Consider the following 19,444-nt stretch of genomic DNA (forward strand, 5'->3'; position numbering starts at 1 on the left):
ATTTAGTTGTAAAAACTGGGAAGCTTTAACAGATCTCCCAAGTGGGATAGCGCACTATGTATCTCTGAAATCAGCCGGGGGTCGCGAAGATCCTCTAGACTTAGGCGATCCCGGTAGTGCGTTTCTATCCAATGTTTTAGCGATTCATATAGTGCAGGGGTTAGCAGTATTCCCTGATGCATAGCGCTTAACTCTTCAACCGTGATTGGTACCGCTAAACGCAGACAAGCTGGACCTCCGCCGTTCTGCATGCTTTGCGTTAGATCGACAAATTGCACCTCGCTGACAGGGTTGTCTGCAGCAATTAACTCTTCGCAGACTGCCGATGCGTTGGTACTGAGTTTACTCTCCATGGGTGCTAGAAGCAGAAGGCTACCGTCGCTTTTTTGAATTAGCTGACTGTTGAATAAATAAGTACTGACGGCTTCTTGCAGACTCAGCTTACTGGAACTGACCTCAAATATCTTAAGTGCATCCTGCCAATGACAACTTTTTAATCTTAAATTATTCAAAACCTCATTTTGCTCTTTAAAAGCTTGTTCATGTAGAAATAAAAAGTTCAGATGTCCTACCGCGACAACATCGTTGTGAAATGCACCGTGGTCTATAGCGATGGGGTTCTGTTGAATCAGTATGCTGCGGTTTTGCTCCAGTTGATGTTGGCGGATAATACTTTCGCTAGCGAGGCGAGTTTGGCGTGCTGGAAAGCGTGTACTTGCGCTTAGTGAGCCTTCTCTGCCATAGATAAACAGATTCAGAGCATCTTGGTCACAGGGCGAGTTTAAGCGGATCTGATTGGCCGCCCCTTCATCTGCAAAGATCGATTGTGAAGGCAGCGGTACATGAATGCTAAACCTGTCGTGATCATCAAAGCAGGTTTGGAAGAACTGATAGTTATGTTTGGTTTCTAATGATCGATGGATACTGCTATTTAAGTTTGCAGGGGTGAAGTGTAAGTGTCTATCTCTGGTATCTTGAGATGCTGAGCAGGTTGCGCTGTTAGCTGCCCACATAGCAGAAGCGGAATAACAGGCGGTCAGCAACTGAGGGGCTTTGTGCCAAGCTTGATCCAAGAGTTGTTCGTCGGAGCCGCGAAAGCCTGCTGCATAGAGCAGTGCTAGATCAGGTCGCATTGGCGGGGGAATAATCCCTTGTGGAATGCCAAGCTGATGCAGCATCCACATCTTTTCCAAACCCTGTAATGCTGCGTCTTTGGGTGAAGATATCTCGCCTTGATGCTGTTGTGATGCAAGGTTGCCCTGTGCGAGTCCCGCATAGTGGTGATTGGGTGCGACCAAACCATCTAAGTTAAGCGTTAAACTCATTCATGACTCCAAACATGATCGGCGATATGTAGGCCCGGAGGGAGTTTATCTGGGATATCCATGCTGTCGGCCTGCATAGAGGCAACTGGGTAAGCGCAATAATCGGCGGCATACCATGCACTGGCGCGATGGTTACCACTAATACCGGTACCGCCAAAGGGGCGCGCACTGGATGCGCCGGTTAGTGGCCTGTTCCAGTTGATCAAGCCCGTTCTAACACGACGCTGAAAGTATTCGAATATTTTAGGATCGTCACTGAGTACGCCAGCCGCTAAGCCATAGCGGGTGTTATTGGCTAAGGTTGTTGCCTGCTGAATATCTTGTACACGATAGATCTGAAGGAGAGGGCCAAAGAACTCCTCATCATCGGGGTTCTCTATTGCCGTACAGTCGATTAACCCTGGTGTTAGCAGGGCGCCTTTCTCGGCAAAGCGTTGCATACTAACCAATGCTTCAGCGCCTTGTTCGATCAGCTTTTCTTGAGCGGTTAGCATAGAGGTCATGGCTGACTGGCTGATTAAAGCGCCCATAAAAGGTGGTGGGTTCTGGTTATAGGTGCCTACCTCAATTTTGTTAACCGCTTTCTGCAAAGCGGCAATAAATTCATCCCCTTCTGTGCCGACCGGTACCAATAAACGTCGTGCGCAGGTACAGCGCTGGCCTGCAGTGATATAGGCCGATTGAATAGTGTTATAGACCGCCGCAGCAACATTGGTTGTTTTGGCAACCAATAGAGGGTTATTACCGCCCATCTCGAGTGCTAAGATCTTTTCGGGTTGTCCGCCAAACTGCTCATGCAAGTAACAGCCGGTGGCTGCGCTACCGGTGAAATAGAGGCCATTAATCTCTGGATGCTGGGCTAAATGCGCCCCCGTTTCTTTTTCACCTTGGACCAGGTTAAGCACGCCATCGGGTAATTCAGCTTTTTGCCAGAGATGAACCATCAGTTCTGCTGTTCGCGGGGTAAATTCACTGGGCTTAAAGACGATGGTATTGCCTGCCAACAGCGCTGGCATAATATGGCCATTTGGTAGATGCCCTGGGAAATTATAAGGGCCAAATATCGCTACGATACCGTGGGGACGGTGGCTGAGAATGGAGCGCGCCCCCAGTACTGTGCTCTCTTCGGTTGGGCAACGTGCTTGATAGGCTTTGATGGTCAAAGCCGCTTTGCCCAGAATAGCAGTTACTTCTGTCTTGGCTTCCCAAAGAGGCTTACCCGTTTCTTGACCGATGGTGTCGGCAAGTAGGTCTTCGTGTTCTTTTACCAATTCATTAAATTTTAGAAGGTAGGCTCCGCGCTGCTTTAGCGTGAGTTCAGACCAGTGTGGGAAGGCTTCAGCCGCTGCTGAAACAGCTTGATCTACTTGCTCTTCGTCAGCTGCATAACCCTGCCAGATTCGCTCGTTATTGCCTGGATTCAACGACTCAAGTTCGGAGCCGTTGCCCTGAACCCATTCGCCATTAATAAACAATGATGCTTGTGGTTTCATGGGTGTCTCCCTTTTAGTTCGACCAATCGGATAGTGTCACTGTCTTTCAGTTGCAGCATTTCAGCTGTTTCAGGTGTGAGTTCAGCAATGCCTTGATTGGTTTGGCAGTTAGCAAGGCAGCAACGAAAACCTGCTGCACGGGTGTTACTGAGTAGATAAGCTGAATCGGAATCAGTGGTTTCAGCTTGTTGTGAAATTCTAATTTTGGCGTAGCGGCTATCTCTAATCGCACGTATTTTTGCCAATGGTGCGGTGATCGTAGGACCGGCATCGAAGATATCCACATAATTTTCAAAGCGGAAACCCTCGTTTTCCAGCATGCGGCGGGCAGGTTCAGTATTGGCGTGAACCCGTCCGATCACTTCTTGCGCTTCTTCGGGGAGCAAGTGGATGTAGATGCTGTATTTCGGCATCAACTCGGCAATAAATACTTTGTTACCAGAGCCTGTGAGGTAATCCGCTTCAGAGTAGTCCATCGCAAAAAACTTACGTCCGAAACCCTCCCAAAAGGGGGAGCGGCCGTTGTCATCAGAGAAACCACGCATCTCTGCGATGACGCGTTCCGAGAAACGTTGCGGCTGTTCTGCCATAAACAGAAAACGACTTTTAGACAGCAGGCTACCGTTTTGCGAGTGACGGTGTTCAGGTTTTAGATAGAGGGTACAAACCTCTGTGCAGCCGGTGTAATCGTTACATAGGTAGAGGGTTTTAAACTGGTTATGGATATTGAGCTCGCGAGACGCGTGCACTACGGTACCTACTCTGTAGTGATACCAAGGCTCTTGAAGACCAACGGCTGCTTCAATTCCTGTGGTCCCAACGACTTCTTCAGTTTCACTGTCGATCAGGACAAACAGATAGCTTTCATTGGCGGCTTTCTGAATATCTTGTTTGAGGGCGTTTAAGCTGCGCTCGATTTTATCGGCGAGCAAAGCGCTGTTTTCGGGGAGAGAGGTAAAGCCAGGACCAGATTCGATAGCGATCTGATGTAAGGTCTCTAAATCGTTCATCTCAATCGGGCGAATGTAATACATAGTCGACCTCCTGTTCCCTGAAGTTCCTAACGGCTATCGGTACTTTCGAAGATTTTGTCAGCAGATGCCGCGACAAAGCCTTGGTAGAGAGAGCCATCTTCCAAGGGATAGCGACGGGCAAATTCGTAGTAGCAGCCCGGTATTTCTACACTGCCATCACTAAATTCAACCGCGACTTTGCTGGCTAAGGTTGAGGACTGTTCGAGTCGCTCTTCGGGACTACCTTTGACTTCACCACCTGCACTATTGAGTTCGATTGAATGGCTTTTTAAAAACTGATTAACCTCTTCGATACTGGTATGCGAAGTGAGTGCGTTGACGAAAATAGTGAAATGGTTAGGTCTGAAACCGAAGGCCGCCAGCCAAGCGGCATACTCACTTTGTGCCAGTAGTGCTTGGTACTCCTCATAACTGACCTCCCACGGACGACCGCAATAGCACAAGGTGTCTGGTGATTGCTGCATAGGATCGAGTTCAGCTACTAAGTTATGCACAAGCAGTTGGTTGTCAGTGCTGAGCGATTCGGTCATTAGCTGGCTGATAAAGATTTTCGGTAGGGCAGGATCATCATGTTGAAAGTGCTTGGCGTAGAGGTGTTTGTTTGGGAAATGATATTCACCTGCTGCGCGATAGCCGCTATAGAGAAACGGCGTAGCCATCTTATCTATATTCACTTCTTCCAGATCAAAAGTACGTAACGCAATATGATCATTGAGTACTTGATAGTTAAGATCGCTGAATAGCTGGTGGATCTGGCGGGCTTGTGGATTGAGCTCTAAATAGTCCTGCCACATCTCATCTAGCATTTGGGTTAGCTCTTCATTGGTCATAGTGGCCTCCCCTGAGGGCGCAGTCGCTTAAATGGCAATCCTTCACGAGCTATGTGAAAGAGTAACAGTGCGCTGAGCTGCGCGCGTGAACTCAGACTAGGTAAATTGATAAATTCATGGGGGCTGTGGATAAAGTTACCGGTCACACCCAAGGTATCTATATTGGGCAAGCCCGCGGTCGATAAGTTATTACCGTCACAGCAGCCTCCCGTTGCACTCCAGGTTAACGTTGTACCCAGCTGTTCTGAGCATTGCTGTACCAGTTGATAGAGTGCGAGATGGGGTTGGTCGAGTTGCTTAGGATAGCGTCCAAAATGCCCATGGAGCTCTATATGGAATCCTTCTTGTTGATTATGCTGCTGAATAAATTCATCGATGCGCTCAAGGCACCATTCGGCATCCTCGGTTTTCTGAATACGTACGTTAAATTTACACACGGCTAAATCGGGCACTTTGTTAGTGGTTTCGCCTGCTTTGATTATGCCTGTATTGAGGGTTAAACCCGGTTTTTGATTGTTTAACGATGCCAGTTGCAGGATCAGTTCAGCGGCTTTATTGATTGCATTCCTACCTGTTTCTGGAGCTCTGCCGGCATGGGCAGAACGACCATGGACAACCAAAGTGAAGTTGCCGCTGCCTTTTCGCTCCCCTGCAAGATTCCCATCAGGCAAAGCGGGCTCGTAGATCAATCCAATGTCATGTTTTTTGGCAGCTTCGGCTAAATAATCGGCTGAACCGGGTGAGCCGATCTCTTCATCTGGATTAAGGATGACACTCCAACCGATCTGATGAGCAAGCGGGTGCTGCGCTAAGGCTTCAAGTGCGGACAGAATCACCAGAATACCGCCTTTCATATCTGCGGCACCGGGTGCGTTCAATCGGGTGTGGTCTAAGCGAATCGCATGTTGGAAGGGACTATCAACAGGAAATACAGTATCGATATGGCCGCAAAACAGGATCTGGTTCGGTGCGTCTGGGTTGTGGCTGAACTTCCAAAGGGAACCGAGCGCTTGGTATTCTGCTTTGCCTGTGTAATCGATCCGCTCCCACTCGGGCAGTTCAACTCTTTCGCTTTTACTGCAGAGTGGGGCGAACAGCTCTTGATATTTAAGTCCGACCTGATTGACCCCTTCGGGATTAAGTGAGCCGCTATTGATCTCAACTAACTCAATCAGTTGTTGTTCTCTTAGGTGCTGTTGAACGCTTATCTTATCGAGAAGATCACGTTCTAACTGATCTAGTGGTTCGACAGATAACTGCATAATCTCTAGCACTCTCAGCTCAAGCTTGTTGGTTAAATAACTGCATTGTGCGGTTGAAGCGTGCTAATCCCTCTTTAATATCGTCTTCAGGAATAATCAGCGAGGGTGTCAGGCGAATGACATTTAAGCCTGCAACAAGCACCATCAGCCCTGTTTGTTGCGCCAACTCTAAAAACAACCGCGCTTTACCTTGGAATTGATCGCTTAGCTCACAGCCGATTAATAGGCCCTGGCCGCGAATATCCTTAAATAACTCTGTTTTCTGATTAAATTGCGCAATTTGTTGAGTGATCTGATGATGTTTATGGAACACACCATCGAGCACCTCAGGCGTATCCACAATCTGTAACAGCTTGAGAGCTACTGCGCAGCCAAGAGGGTTGCCCCCATAAGTACTACCATGACTACCGACGTTAAAAGATTTGGCGACCTTTTCGGTACTCAGCATCGCCGCTATGGGAAAGCCGCCGCCTAAAGCTTTGGCAGTGGTTAAAATATCCGGTTTAACTTGGCTGTGTTGATAGGCGTATAACTTACCGGTTCGGCCGACACCGGTTTGTATCTCATCAAAAATGAGCAGAGCATTGTGTTCAGAACATAGGCTTTTGGCAGCCTGTAAATACTCAGCTGCAGCAGGTTTAATCCCTCCTTCGCCCTGAATGGGCTCGATGACTACCGCACAGGTTTGATCGCTGATCTGCTGTTCTAACGCCGCAATATCATTAAAAGGAACATGAGAGATGCCAGCAGGTACCGGCTCAAACCCTTCACGATACTTTGGTTGCCCGCCTACAGATACGGTAAAGAGGGTGCGGCCATGGAAACTGTTATTGCAACTGATGATTTCGTGCTTATCCGCACCAAAATTATCATAGGCGTATTTTCGTGCGAGTTTAAACGCAGCTTCGTTTGCTTCAGCGCCTGAATTGGCGAAGTAGACCTTCTCGGCAAAGGTTTTATTACAGAGCGCTTGGGCTAATTGCAGAGCAGGTTCATTGGTCCATACATTACTTAGATGCCATAACTGATCAGCTTGCTGATGAAGTGCTGCTGTCAATTCTGGATGGCAGTGGCCTAAAGCATTTACAGCAATACCGCCAGCAAAGTCGATGAACTCATTACCCTGCTGGTCCCATACTCGGGAACCAAGCCCTTTTACAGGAATCATCTGTTGTGGTGCGTAGTTAGGCACCATGATTTGATCGAACGTTTCCCTATCAACATTGGAGGACATAGCTTGTCTCCTCTACTGCATAGATAAGTCTAAGTTTAGACCTTAACGGAAAAAAAGCGTTGTCGAGGCAATAGGTTAAGGGAGGTAGTACTAGGGGAATGCTGCCTTAATGGTCGTTTGTAGCGTCTTTAGTTATCACTCTTAATAGGAGTGTCATTAATGCCATTAAAGTACTGAGACTCGCGGTACTTTTCATTAAAGTCAGCGAAATCCAGCGGGTGACTTACTAGGAACCCTTGCATGGTATTGCAGTTGTGCTGCTGCAGGAAGTCCATCTGCGATTGGTTTTCGACCCCTTCTGCAACCACATTCAAGCCCAGTTGCTTGGTCATGGCGATAATGGTGGACGTTATCGTCATGTTGTCTTGGTCTTCGGGAACTCGATGTAAAAAGGAGCGATCTATCTTTAATAGATCGACAGGCATCTTGGTTAAATAGCTAAGAGATGAATAACCAGTGCCAAAGTCATCTATAGCGAGACTTATTCCCATGCTTTTGATGCGTTTAAGGGTATTGATAGCCGTTGGCATATCGCGCATGAGCATGCTTTCTGTTATCTCTAGCTCTAGCCATTCTGGGACGAGTGAGGCTTTGGCTAAAGCTTCAGATATTTGAGTAATCAAAGAGGGGTCATCAAATTGACGTACAGATAAGTTTACGCAAACTTTGATCGGAGGTAAGCCTTGATCCTGTATTGATTTAGCCGCTCGACAAGCCTCTTCTAGTACCCAACGGCCAATTGGAATGATTAAACCAGTTTCTTCAGCGTGTGGAATAAATTCATCAGGCGGTACATTGCCATTCACAGGATGCTGCCAACGAAGCAAGGCTTCAACTGCCGTGATACGACCATCTAAGGCGCATATCTGCGGTTGATAAGCCAAAGATAACTGATTGCCAGTTAAGGCGTTTCTTAGATCATGTTCGATTGTGAGTATGCGTTGTGCATCTTCATTCATCTGGTCAGCAAAGAAAGCATACGTGTTCCTACCCTGCCTTTTTGCATGATACATAGCTAAATCAGCGTTTCTGAGCAGGTCGCTGGCATCAACACTATCATGGCCGATTAAAGTAATTCCGATACTGACGGTTACGCTTAGCTCGTGAGGGCCAATCTGCATTGGTTGGGACAGTAACGATAGTACGTCGCTGACGCGGTTAATTATCTCTTCACGATCTTTGCAGTCTTGTAAGATCACTGTGAATTCGTCCCCGCCAAGGCGGAAAACCGATGTTTGGTGGGGAGTACAGAATTTTAAACGGCTTGCTATGGTGGTTAGAAGCGCATCCCCCGCTTCGTGCCCCATCGTGTCGTTAATCTGCTTAAAATGGTCTAAATCGAGTAGCAGTAGCGCATGCAGTTTGTCACTGACAGGGTTTTGTAGATATTTATCTAGAGTGCGGCGGAAGTTTCGACGATTACCTAATTCGGTCAGAGGATCGAAGTAGGCCATTCTCTCTAGTTGCTCATCATGCTCTTTGATTTGCGAGATATCTTCGCTAACAGAAACAAAATTAATGATATTTCCCAGTTCATCATGAATAGGCGAAATATTTTGTAAGGACCAGTATGTCGAACCATTTTTGCGTTTATTTAGTAAGGTGCCACGCCATTGCTGGTGATTAAGTACAGTGCCCCACAATTGTTTGTATATGTCGTTTGTGGTTTGCTCAGAGCGTAAAAAGTTTGGACGCTTACCGAGTATTTCACGGCCGTCCCAGCCTGTAATTTCACTAAAGCGGCTATTGGAGTATTCGATTTCACCTTGAGCGTTAGTGATCACAACTGCGCTTCCGGTATTCTCTACGGCATTCCGGAATACCTTAAGCTCTCTTGCTTGGCGTGCACTCTGACTTGAGTTGCGCAGTGTTATAAAAACTTTTCGACTTTCAGCTTTCTTAACGATAGTGAACTCGACACGTAACTGAATACTTTCCCCTTGTGAGGAGAGGACTATATGGGTGTCGTAAGAATCTCTATTCTGCGCAAGTAACCCCATGACGTGAGGGCGTATCGCGAGTTTAAAATCTTCTGGTAGTGTGTTGTTCTGAGATTCGCCTACTCTGTCCCAGATTAAGGTTGCAGCGTAAGGATTGCAGTGCAAACAGTTAAACAGATCATCCAGCACAAGCACACCAATCGAGGATTGTTTAAACCAATCCATTGGAATCGTGCTGTGATTTTTTGTTTGTAATTCTGTTTGCTGCATAGATCTTGTTTGAATTTCTCTATTTGATCTATGTATTCTGCGCCAAAAGAAGTTGGAATTGTTTAGATGTTTAATAAAGTTGTAACTGGTTTGATGTGGGTCAATTTTAAACGATGAGCAAAGTGAATTTTTTATGAATGTTTTAGCCTAAGGTATAAAAAAAATCTAATATTACATCGAGTTATCGGTGGTTTTTGGGTGTTTTGATGATTTTTATTTATTTCTGTATTTAGGGTGAAGGTTGGATTAGCCTTTACCCTTAATACAGAAATAACTACTATATTTTTGAGAAAATTTCCCGCCCTTTATGTACAGATAGGCGCTGATTGAATCTCTCGATATAAGATCTAACTTGTTTTAATTTTGCTATTTCAGTTTCTTCTCCGGCACGGTAAACACGCTCTATCGTATCCAGCCAAGGCACTATGGCAATATCAGCAATAGAAAAGTCGCCGGCAATCCAATCCTGACCTTCTAGCTGGTTTTCGATCACATTAAGTAGGCGTTTTGCTTCGTTGATATAGCGCTGTTTAGGCCGTGGATCTTCAATTTCACTACCGGCAAAGGCGTGAAAGTAACCCAGTTGCCCAAACATGGGGCCGACGCCACCCACCTGAAACATCAGCCATTGCAGAACTTTGGCTTTTTCTGTGGCGTTGTTACCCATGAGTTTGCCGGCCTTTTCGGCTAGATAGACCAGAATGGCGCCACTTTCAAAGAGGCCAATAGGTGTGCCTTCTGGGCCGTGCGGGTCAATGATTGCTGGGATTTTATTGTTCGGGTTGAGAGATAAATATTCCTCACTTTTGACATCGCTTGCTGCCAGCGTAACACGATGTGCCTCATAAGGGATTTGTAACTCTTCAAGTGCAATGGAAATCTTGACGCCATTTGGTGTTCCTAACGAATAGAGTTGCAGAATATCAGGATGTTGCGCTGGCCAGCGTTTAGATATTGGGTACTGAGCAACGCTTGGGTAATCTTTAGGATTGCTCATTTATGCGCTCACTAAGTCTGTCTGGTCTAAGAATGGATAGTCGTTATAGCCTTCAGGGCCAGGTGTATAAAAGGTGTCGGGGTTAGGCTCATTGAGTTCGGATTCCGTCTGGAAACGAGCGACCAAATCAGGATTGGCGATAAAAGGTACACCAAAGGCAACAGCGTCTAGCTGTTTATCTAATACCGCGGAATCCGCTTCTTCATAGCTGTAGCCCATGTTGCCAATAAGGTTGCCTTGGTAGTGTTCTCGGGCGATTGAATTAACATCGCCTTGTTGCTGACCCAAGAAGTCACTGCGCATGAGGTGCCAATAAGCCAGTTGGTAATGATTTAGCTTCTCGGCGAGCCAGAAGGTTGTTCCAACAGGGTCGCTATCTTTCATGCTGTTAAAGCCGTTTAAAGGTGAAGTGCGGATACCCACTTTGTCGTTACCCCATACCTCACAAATCGCATCTAAAACTTCGAAGATCAGTCGAGATCGGTTTTCTAAGCTGCCGCCGTATTGATCTTCCCGCTGGTTTGTTCCATCGCGTAAGAACGAGTCGAGTAGATAGCCGTTGGCTGCATGAAGCTCTACGCCATCGAATCCAGCTTCTTTGGCGTTGATTGCTGCCTGTTTGAAACCAGCAATAATCTTGGGAATCTCGTTTATCTGCAGTGCGCGGGGCCTTGTGTAGGGTTTTAGACCATCGGGCGTATGTACTTCATCTTCGATCGCTATAGGGCTTGGCGCGACCGGTTGAACGCCGTTATTTAGATCTGGATGACAGGCGCGTCCGCCATGCCATAGCTGTACAACAATCTTCCCGCCTTTCTGATGTACGGCATCGGTGACTTTTTTCCAGCCCGCTATTTGTGCCTCTGAGTAGATACCGGGTTCGTTGATAAAGGCGCTGCAGTTTTCCATCGCCATAGTGGCTTCAGTAATAATCAAACCTGCAGTTGCCCGATCGGCATAATGCTGGACCATTAATGGGCTAGGAATATGATGTTTGTCTGCACGGGCACGGGTGAGAGGTGCCATCAAGATTCGATTGGATAGCTCAATACTTCCCAGTGAAATAGGGCTGAACAAGATAGGTTGTGTAAGCATAAATGGCTCTTTGTTAGTTGATCAACATGTTGATGACTTAGATAAAGAGCTCTAATTTGAACGGAAGTTCAATTTCAATTAAAGAAATATTGCATGTAATAGAACAGGCATAAAAAAAGCGGCTTAATAGCCGCTTTTTGGAATATATTTTTGCTTACAGCGCGTCAGGACCGCTTTCGCCTGTACGGATACGGATTACCTGCTCTAGAGGAGAGATAAAGATCTTACCGTCACCGATTTTGCCAGTATTCGCAGTTTTGCTGATCGCTTCAATCACTTGATCAACCATGTCTGTGTCTACAGCAATTTCAATTTTCACTTTTGGAAGGAAATCAACCACATACTCTGCACCGCGGTACAATTCAGTATGGCCTTTCTGACGACCGAAGCCTTTTACTTCAGTAACGGTAACGCCTTGGATACCAATTTCAGAAAGCGCTTCACGGACATCATCCAGTTTAAACGGTTTAATCACCGCAGTGACCAGTTTCATAATGCTATTCCTCAGTTGGGCTTGCTCATTCTATGGCCTGACGACCAAGCAGCAAATGTAACTATAGTGAATTATGCGTCTTAGTATACCTAGATAATTGCAAGATGGTATATGAACAGCGTATCAGATCAATCTCTTACAGAGCACTAGTGACGCAAAAAGGGCGCTTAGCGCCCTTTTACTGTTTTAGATCAATCTTACTTGCCAGATGTAAACTCTGGGTAAGCTTCCATACCACACTCAGAGATATCCACGCCTTCGTACTCTTCTTCTTCCGATACGCGTACACCCATGATTGCTTTAAGAGCTAACCAAACACCTAGGCTTGTAGCGAATACCCAAGCGAAGATAGTTAGTGCGCCGATGATCTGACCAGAGAAAGTAGAATCGCCGTTTGTTACTGGTACTAGTAGCAGACCTAGAAGACCTACAACACCGTGAACAGAGATAGCACCTACTGGATCATCAATTTTTAGTTTATCTAGCGTTAGGATGCTGAATACAACCAGCGTACCACCTAGTGCACCGAACAGAGTCGCTTGCAGTGCAGTTGGAGTAGATGGCTCAGCCGTGATAGCAACTAGACCCGCTAGTGCACCGTTAAGCGCCATTGTTAGGTCTGCTTTACCGAATAGTAGGCGAGCTACGATCAGTGCCGCGATCACACCACCTGCAGCAGCAGCGTTAGTGTTCATGAATACAACAGCAACAGCGTTAGAGTTCTCTACATCAGATGATGCTAGTACAGAACCACCGTTGAAGCCGAACCAACCCATCCATAGAATGAACGTACCTAGTGTAGCTAAAGGTAGGTTTGCACCTGGAATAGCGTTTACAGCACCGCTTTTTGAGTATTTACCTTTACGAGCACCTAGTACTAGAACACCTGCTAGGGCTGCAGCAGCACCTGCCATGTGTACGATACCGGAACCTGCAAAGTCAGAGAAACCAAGGTCGCCTAGGTTGTAGAAACCGAATACATCGTTACCGCCCCAAGTCCAAGAACCTTCCATTGGGTAGATAACACCTGTCATTACTACAGCGAATGCTAGGAAAGCCCATAGCTTCATACGCTCAGCAACTGCACCGGATACGATAGACATTGCTGTTGCAACGAAAACTACCTGGAAGAAGAAGTCTGCAGATGGTGCGTAAGTTGCTGGCTCTTCAGCACCTGTGAAACCGTCACCAGTGATGCCAGAAAGCATGTAGTCACCGCCGTACATGATTGCGTAACCGCAAACCAAGTACATAGTACAAGAGATCGCATATAGCGCGATGTTCTTGGTTAGGATTTCAGTTGTGTTTTTCGCACGAACTAAACCCGCTTCCAGCATGGCAAAGCCTGCTGCCATCCACATTACTAAAGCACCGCACACTAGGAAGTAGAAAGTATCTAGTGCGTATTTAAGCTGGGTAACATCACCCGCTGTTGAATTCAGTAGTTCTTCCATTGGTTTATTCCTCCAGAAGCAATCAATAAGTCAAAAAATTAAAGGGCTTCCGTACCGGTTTCACCGGTACGAATACGCACAACTTGTTCTACTGGCGTTACGAAGATCTTACCGTCGCCAATTTTGCCGGTTTGAGCTGCGCCACTAATCGCTTCTACAACTTGGTCGACAATTTCGTCAGACACTGCAGCGTCTACGCGTACTTTTGGTAGGAAGTCGACTACATATTCAGCGCCGCGGTATAGTTCAGTGTGTCCTTTCTGGCGACCAAAACCTTTAACTTCAGTCACAGTGATACCTTGTACCCCAATTTCAGAAAGGGCTTCTCGTACATCATCCAATTTAAATGGTTTGATGACAGCAGAGACCATTTTCATATTGCTATCCCCCGTAGGTAAAAATTCTGTTCAGTATGCGTTTATCGTTAAACAAACATAAATTCTGTTTGCGAAGGTTATAGCGAAGGTTGTGCCATGTTTGAATTATTCTTTAATTTCAATAGGTTATTTATGTTCTAGGTTTTTTGTAAGGTTTTCGTGCCTTCTTGTGGGGCTTCTTTAGGTGCGCTGCAATATAAGGGTGCACCAATATGGTGCGATCTTGAATGGTGCAGGTTTGTTGTTATAGTGACAGGCAATATTTAATTGTTAGGGGTAAGTGGGATGATTAATCCACAACTAATAGAAGGCTTGAGTGAACAGTTTTCGAAATTGCTGTCTGGGGAAAATAAGCTTCCTGGGCAAGATGAGTTACAGCAGCAGGTGAAAGCAGTTTTGCAGGGCACGTTTGATCGTCTGGATATTGTTAGTCGTGAAGAGTTTGATGCCCAGAAAGCCGTATTGCTGCGTACTAGGGAAAAAGTAGAAACTTTAGAGAAGCAAGTTCAGGCATTAGAAGAAGCATTACAGGATAAGTAACCATCCTCTTAATTTCGCTAGCTACGTAGGTTAAATATGGATCATTTTGAACAGCAGTTATTCCTTCGTTCGCCTCAAGCAGTGCTCGTAACGGATCAGGCCAATAATATAGTGCAGGCTAATCCTGCATTTACCGAAATTACCGGTTATAGCCTAGATGAGGTGCAGGGCGAAAATCCGCGCTTTCTTGGGGCACGGGAATTAAATGATCCATTTTATGAGGATTTATGGCTTACCGTCAGCAGCGATGGTTGCTGGCAAGGTGAGCTATGGAATAGGCATAAGGATGGCACGGTTTATCCTGCGTGGTTCAATATCATGCGTTTGGAGAACGATCAGGGCCTAGTAACAGGTTATATGGCTCAGTTCTTCAATATTAGTCATCTTAAGAAAGAGATGAATGCCATCGTGCAATCAGCTCAGTTCGATGAACTGACTCATCTTCCGAACTGGGATATGTTCCAAGATATCTTGGCGAAACGCTTAGAGCAGAGTAAAGCGCAAGGCGAGCAGTTAGCTGTGATGCTGGTGGATCTGGACCGGTTTAAATGGATCAACGATAATCTAGGCCGCAGTGTTGGCGATAACTTGCTTCAAGAAGTGGCACGCCGTTTAGGAGGGGTGGTACGCGGTGATGATGCCTTGGCACGCTTAAGTAGCGATGAGTTTGTCATGATGATTCCGCTGGCTGATGGGGTTGAATCGGCTCTTAAGGTGGCGCAGCGGGTAGTTGATCAGCTCAGTCATGGTATTTTTGTTGAGCATCGGGAGATATTTATCAGTGGTAGTGTGGGTATCTCTGTCTATCCGGAGCATGCTGAGCGCCCGAAAGATTTGGTGAAAAAAGCTGATGTTGCGATGTACGCAGCGAAGCAGGGTGGACGCAATACGTTCCGAGTTTACAGTGAGTTAATGGAACGTAGTAAAGGACCACAAATTTTACGAGAAGAAGATCTAACCCAAGCGATCGTTAGTGGTGCTATTCAGATGACTTATCTGCCGGTTTATAGCATCTATAGCCACCAAGTGGTTGCTGTTCATGCACGACCAAGTTGGACTCATCCAGAATTAGGGCAGATTCCCTTAGCTGATTTCTCTGCTCTATTACAAAGCCCTGAATCCTTGCAACGTTATGAGCAGTGGCTAGATCAGGAACTGCGTGGTTTAGATGTGGTATGGGAGCGTTTTCCTAAGCTTCGTTTCATCTCGTTCCGTATCGAAAGCCAGCAATTGCAAAGTAAGGAAGCGGTGCAACGCTGGGTATCTCAGCTGAGTCACTATCAGCAGCAGGGCCGTTATATGGTTGATGTTGATATTAAAACGGCGCTTGAATACGAAGGTCAGCTGTTTGATCTATTAACCAGCGAAGCGCAACTGTCCGTGAGTGGCTTTGCTTGTGAAAGCCCTATTTTGGAGCAGCTTCAAGAGATTCAACCTGATCTGATTAAACTGGATGCCGATCTGATTATGGCGATGGGTAATGATGAAGGTCGTCAGAAGATCGTTGATACCGTTTTAGATATGGCTGGTCAGCTGGAGATCGAAGTGTTGGCCGATGGCGTTGCTACTGCGGGTACTCGCGGTCAACTGATGGGGCAGGGTTGTATGCTGATGCAAGGGCGTTACTTCGGTACGCCGTTGTCTTTGGAGCAGATCTTGGATCATTTGGCCGTAGAACATTAAATAATTAATCAGCTGCAGGGTTTTGAAAATGCTCTGTAGCTTTGCAAAACAGTACGCCAGAGCGATGCAATTGCTTCTGGCGTCTTAATTAACTCTTCCAAGGATGGAAGCTTATGTCTTTAGCGATAGCATATACGCGCGCGCAGGTAGGAATTGATGCACCTGCGGTTACTGTCGAAGTTCACCTATCTGGTGGCCTTCCAAGTTTTTCAATAGTTGGGTTGCCTGAGGCTGCGGTAAAAGAAAGTCGCGAACGGGTACGTAGTGCTCTGATTAATTCAGGTTTTGAATTTCCCCAACGTCGTATTACGGTCAATTTAGCCCCAGCTGACCTGCCAAAAGAGGGTGGGCGTTATGATTTAGCCATTGCTGTAGGTATCTTGGCGGCTACTAATCAATTGCCAGCCAAATCATTAGCTGATGTCGAACTGATTGGCGAATTAGCCCTTTCGGGTGAGTTGCGACCTGTGACTGGGGTATTACCGGTTGCGCTCGCGTGCCGCTCCGAGCAGCGTCATCTGTTGCTACCCGAGATGAACCAAAATGAAGCGTTAATGGCCTCGGACTTATCTGTATTACCCGCAAGTCACCTACTGCAAGTCTGTGCGCATCTACAAGGTTCTGAGTTAATTTCAGTTGCGCAGGCAAAAGATCAGCCTTTATCCACCGATGCTTTTGGGCCGGATCTGGGCGATGTTAAAGGTCAGGCGCAAGCAAAACGCGCTTTAGAGGTGGCAGCTGCGGGTGGTCATAATATTTTGCTGGTGGGGCCGCCAGGGAGTGGTAAAAGCATGTTGGCTAACCGTTTGCCAGGGTTGTTACCGCAGATGACTGAGCAGGAAGCGCTGGAGGTGGCTGCGGTTTACTCTATTACTCAAAGTAGTAGTGAAACTCGTTTACCCAGAAAGCGACCTTTCCGCGCACCCCATCACACAGCTTCGTCTGTCGCGCTGGTTGGTGGTGGCGGAAACCCGAAACCAGGTGAGATTTCATTAGCGCATCAAGGCATCCTCTTTTTGGATGAGTTGCCTGAATTTAGTCGCAAAGTGTTGGAAGTACTGCGAGAACCGTTGGAATCGGGTGAGATTTTAATATCACGGGCTGCACGGCAATCGACGTTTCCAGCGCAATTCCAGTTAGTAACAGCTATGAATCCATGCCCTTGTGGTTATTACGCTGATGGTACGGACCGCTGTCGCTGTAGTCCTGACCAGATAAGGCGTTATCAAGGCAAGGTGTCTGGGCCGTTGTTAGATCGTATTGATCTGCAGTTGAGCGTTCAGGCGCTGTCACAGCAGGAGATGATTGAAATTCCCCAAGCCCAAGAGTCCAGTCAGTCAGTGCGTGAAAGAGTGGTGAAATCTCGCCAAGTTCAACTCAGCCGCCAAGGCGTACCTAATCAGGCATTAACAGGGCCGCAGTTAGAAATACTCTGCCAGATAGAGCAAAAAGACAAAGAGATGCTCGCTAAAGCATTAGAGAAGTTGCAGTTGTCGGCGAGGGCTTATCATCGTGTATTAAGAGTGGCGAGAACTATTGCAGATTTAGCTGACTCCGAGAAGGTCGAGCGTTCGCATCTGATGGAAGCGTTAAGTTATAGGGTCGCGGCTAGAAGTAGTTTGAATTGATTGGTTGAATTACTGGCGTTGTAACAACATCTGTTTGAAGTCGCTAAAGCTAATCGGTGGACTGTAATAATAGCCTTGTATCTCATCGCATTCGTGCTGGATGAGGAAGTCTAGCTGTTCGCGGGTTTCTACCCCTTCAGCAATGACTTTGATATTCATGTTTTGTGCAAGGCTGATGATCGAGCGGACAATCTCAGCGGCTTCACTGGAATCCTGAACCTGACTGACAAAGGAACGGTCAATTTTAAGTGCGCTAATCGGTAATTTGTGCAGCAAAGAGAACGAAGAATAGCCGGTGCCAAAATCATCTAGGGAGAAGGTGATTCCCTTTTCAGATAGGGTATTCAGGCAGGCGCGAACATGTTCCTCGTCACTAAAAATAGCTGATTCAGTTAGTTCGAATTCCAGTACGGATGTATCGATCTGTTCCTGCTCGATAATACGCTTAATCATATCGACCAGCATGTCGTCTTTAAACTGGCGGAAGGATAGGTTTATACCGAGTTTTTCGATGGTTAGCCCAGCACTTTTGAGTTCTTGAAGGTGCTGGCCTGCTTGGTACAAAATCCAGTAACCAATCGCGACAATCATACCGTTGCTTTCGCACTGAGGAATGAAGTCTGCAGGCATGATTAAGCCCCGCTTAGGATGTTGCCAACGTATCAATGCTTCGGCACCGGATATTTTACCTGAGCGCAAATCAATTCTAGGCTGGAAAAATAGTCTGAATTGTTCAGAACGAAGTGCTGGCATCAGCTCAGCTTCGAGATCATCTGTATTCTTGGTGGCAACGTCCATACTTGGGCGATAGCAAGCATAGCTACAGCCATGGATCTGTTTGGCATTAAGGCGAGCAAGGCTGGCACGTTGGTTCAATAGGTCGACATCGTCCGCATGTTCGGGCGCCAGTGCAACACCAATACTGCAATTGAGTTGGGTCTCAATTTGATCATGTTTATAAGGTTGTTGCAGCGAGATAATCAGCTTGTTCAGGTATTCACGAACGGTTGCTTGTAGATCAATCTCGATAGATATATCGATAATAATGGCAAACTCATCACTGCCTAAGCGGGCAAAGAGTTCATCATTTTTGAGGCTGCTCTGAATCCGTTCACCCATCTCGGCAACAACCTGATCTCCGGTTGTAAATCCATAGTGGGTGTTAAACTTACGGAAGTCATCGAGATCTATGGTAATCAGTGCGAGGTGGTGCTGTTTTTCGGCTAGGTTATTCAGTTTTCGTAGTAGCGATAGGTAAAAAAACTGACGGTTGCCTGCTGTAGTTAAGGTATCTGAGTGGCGTAGTTGTTGGATCTCTGCATTCTGCTTGGCGGATTGTTCTGCGTGGCGCAGGGTTCGTAGCAATAGATCGGCATTAAGCGTATTAGTCGATAGGAAATCAGTTGCTTTCGCTTCAATCAGGGCTAGGCCTTGTTCCTCGCTGATGTATTGGTTTAAGACAATAATCGGGATATGAGGAACCGAGCTATAGATGTCGGCAATGATTGTGCTGCAAGGTAGAGGGCTGACGTTTTCGCTGAGAAGGATAAAATCTATATCGGAAATATGTGCACGTGCTAAGGCTTCGACCTGGTCTTCACAAAACATCAATTGATACAATGGAAAGCGCTCCAGTATCGATTGGATTTGCATGCGGTTTTGCTGGTATTTATCGACCAGTAAAACCTTTTTATGTTGACCGGGTAACTGTCTCAGCGCTGAGCGCATCGTTTACTTCCCCAACTTAGAACTACTACACGACACAAATCTTGCTACTGGGTATCTCCCT

Annotated in this window: 16 protein-coding genes; 3 read left to right on the top strand and 13 right to left on the bottom strand. The window is 46.5% G+C overall.

Features of this window, described 5'->3' with window-relative positions; all coding sequences use genetic code 11:
• Positions 1-2 precede the first annotated feature (2 nt).
• The 12 genes from ACMXYT_RS00930 to ACMXYT_RS00985 form a co-directional block, all read right to left on the bottom strand.
• Positions 3-1,325, bottom strand: a complete 1,323-nt coding sequence (locus tag ACMXYT_RS00930; protein WP_415899804.1) for an N-succinylarginine dihydrolase — start codon at positions 1,323-1,325, stop codon at positions 3-5.
• Positions 1,322-2,818 (bottom strand): succinylglutamate-semialdehyde dehydrogenase, encoded by a 1,497-nt coding sequence (gene astD, locus ACMXYT_RS00935; RefSeq protein ID WP_415899805.1) that lies wholly within the window; start codon positions 2,816-2,818, stop codon positions 1,322-1,324. Before astD ends, ACMXYT_RS00930 begins: the two co-directional genes overlap by 4 nt.
• Complete coding sequence (gene astA, locus ACMXYT_RS00940) at positions 2,815-3,852, bottom strand: arginine N-succinyltransferase (RefSeq protein WP_415899806.1); 1,038 nt, start codon at positions 3,850-3,852, stop codon at positions 2,815-2,817. Before astA ends, astD begins: the two co-directional genes overlap by 4 nt.
• Before the next feature lie 26 nt (positions 3,853-3,878).
• Entirely contained in the window at positions 3,879-4,682 is an 804-nt protein-coding gene (locus ACMXYT_RS00945; protein WP_415899807.1) for a DUF1338 domain-containing protein, read from the bottom strand.
• Positions 4,679-5,944 carry a hydrolase gene (locus ACMXYT_RS00950; RefSeq protein ID WP_415899808.1) on the bottom strand — a complete coding sequence of 422 codons (1,266 nt, stop codon included), beginning with the start codon at positions 5,942-5,944 and terminating at the stop codon, positions 4,679-4,681. Before ACMXYT_RS00950 ends, ACMXYT_RS00945 begins: the two co-directional genes overlap by 4 nt.
• A 19-nt stretch (positions 5,945-5,963) precedes the next feature.
• Complete coding sequence (locus ACMXYT_RS00955) at positions 5,964-7,178, bottom strand: aspartate aminotransferase family protein (protein WP_415911749.1); 1,215 nt, start codon at positions 7,176-7,178, stop codon at positions 5,964-5,966.
• Positions 7,179-7,306: 128 nt separating this feature from the next.
• Entirely contained in the window at positions 7,307-9,388 is a 2,082-nt protein-coding gene (locus ACMXYT_RS00960; protein ID WP_415911750.1) for a putative bifunctional diguanylate cyclase/phosphodiesterase, read from the bottom strand.
• A gap of 277 nt (positions 9,389-9,665) precedes the next feature.
• Entirely contained in the window at positions 9,666-10,385 is a 720-nt protein-coding gene (locus ACMXYT_RS00965; RefSeq protein ID WP_415911751.1) for a glutathione S-transferase N-terminal domain-containing protein, read from the bottom strand.
• On the bottom strand, positions 10,386-11,480 hold the full coding sequence (locus tag ACMXYT_RS00970) for an alkene reductase (protein ID WP_415911752.1): 1,095 nt from the start codon (positions 11,478-11,480) through the stop codon (positions 10,386-10,388).
• 154 nt (positions 11,481-11,634) lie between these two features.
• Positions 11,635-11,973, bottom strand: a complete 339-nt coding sequence (glnK, locus tag ACMXYT_RS00975; protein WP_415889925.1) for a P-II family nitrogen regulator — start codon at positions 11,971-11,973, stop codon at positions 11,635-11,637.
• Between the two features lie 197 nt (positions 11,974-12,170).
• Positions 12,171-13,427: an ammonium transporter gene (locus ACMXYT_RS00980; protein ID WP_415899813.1), complete on the bottom strand. Its 1,257-nt coding sequence runs from the start codon at positions 13,425-13,427 to the stop codon at positions 12,171-12,173.
• Between the two features lie 38 nt (positions 13,428-13,465).
• Positions 13,466-13,804 carry a P-II family nitrogen regulator gene (locus ACMXYT_RS00985; RefSeq protein ID WP_415899815.1) on the bottom strand — a complete coding sequence of 113 codons (339 nt, stop codon included), beginning with the start codon at positions 13,802-13,804 and terminating at the stop codon, positions 13,466-13,468.
• 285 nt (positions 13,805-14,089) lie between these two features.
• On the opposite strand from ACMXYT_RS00985, the gene ACMXYT_RS00990 reads away from it, so the two are divergent.
• The 3 genes from ACMXYT_RS00990 to ACMXYT_RS01000 all read left to right on the top strand — a co-directional run bounded on the left by ACMXYT_RS00990 (position 14,090) and on the right by ACMXYT_RS01000 (position 17,655).
• Positions 14,090-14,344, top strand: coding sequence for an accessory factor UbiK family protein (locus ACMXYT_RS00990; protein ID WP_415899816.1), 255 nt, complete (start codon positions 14,090-14,092; stop codon positions 14,342-14,344).
• A gap of 36 nt (positions 14,345-14,380) precedes the next feature.
• Complete coding sequence (locus tag ACMXYT_RS00995; RefSeq protein WP_415899817.1) at positions 14,381-16,027, top strand: diguanylate cyclase domain-containing protein; 1,647 nt, start codon at positions 14,381-14,383, stop codon at positions 16,025-16,027.
• 113 nt (positions 16,028-16,140) lie between these two features.
• The gene (locus ACMXYT_RS01000; RefSeq protein ID WP_415911753.1) at positions 16,141-17,655 is read left to right on the top strand and encodes a YifB family Mg chelatase-like AAA ATPase; all 1,515 of its coding nucleotides are present in this window, start codon (positions 16,141-16,143) and stop codon (positions 17,653-17,655) included.
• Between the two features lie 9 nt (positions 17,656-17,664).
• On the opposite strand, the gene ACMXYT_RS01005 is transcribed toward ACMXYT_RS01000, so the two are convergent.
• Entirely contained in the window at positions 17,665-19,383 is a 1,719-nt protein-coding gene (locus tag ACMXYT_RS01005; protein ID WP_415899819.1) for an EAL domain-containing protein, read from the bottom strand.
• Between the last annotated feature and the right edge of the window lie 61 nt (positions 19,384-19,444).

The organism is Neptuniibacter sp. QD37_11, from assembly GCF_047778105.1.
In the GTDB taxonomy this organism is placed as follows: Bacteria; Pseudomonadota; Gammaproteobacteria; order Pseudomonadales; family Balneatricaceae; genus Neptuniibacter.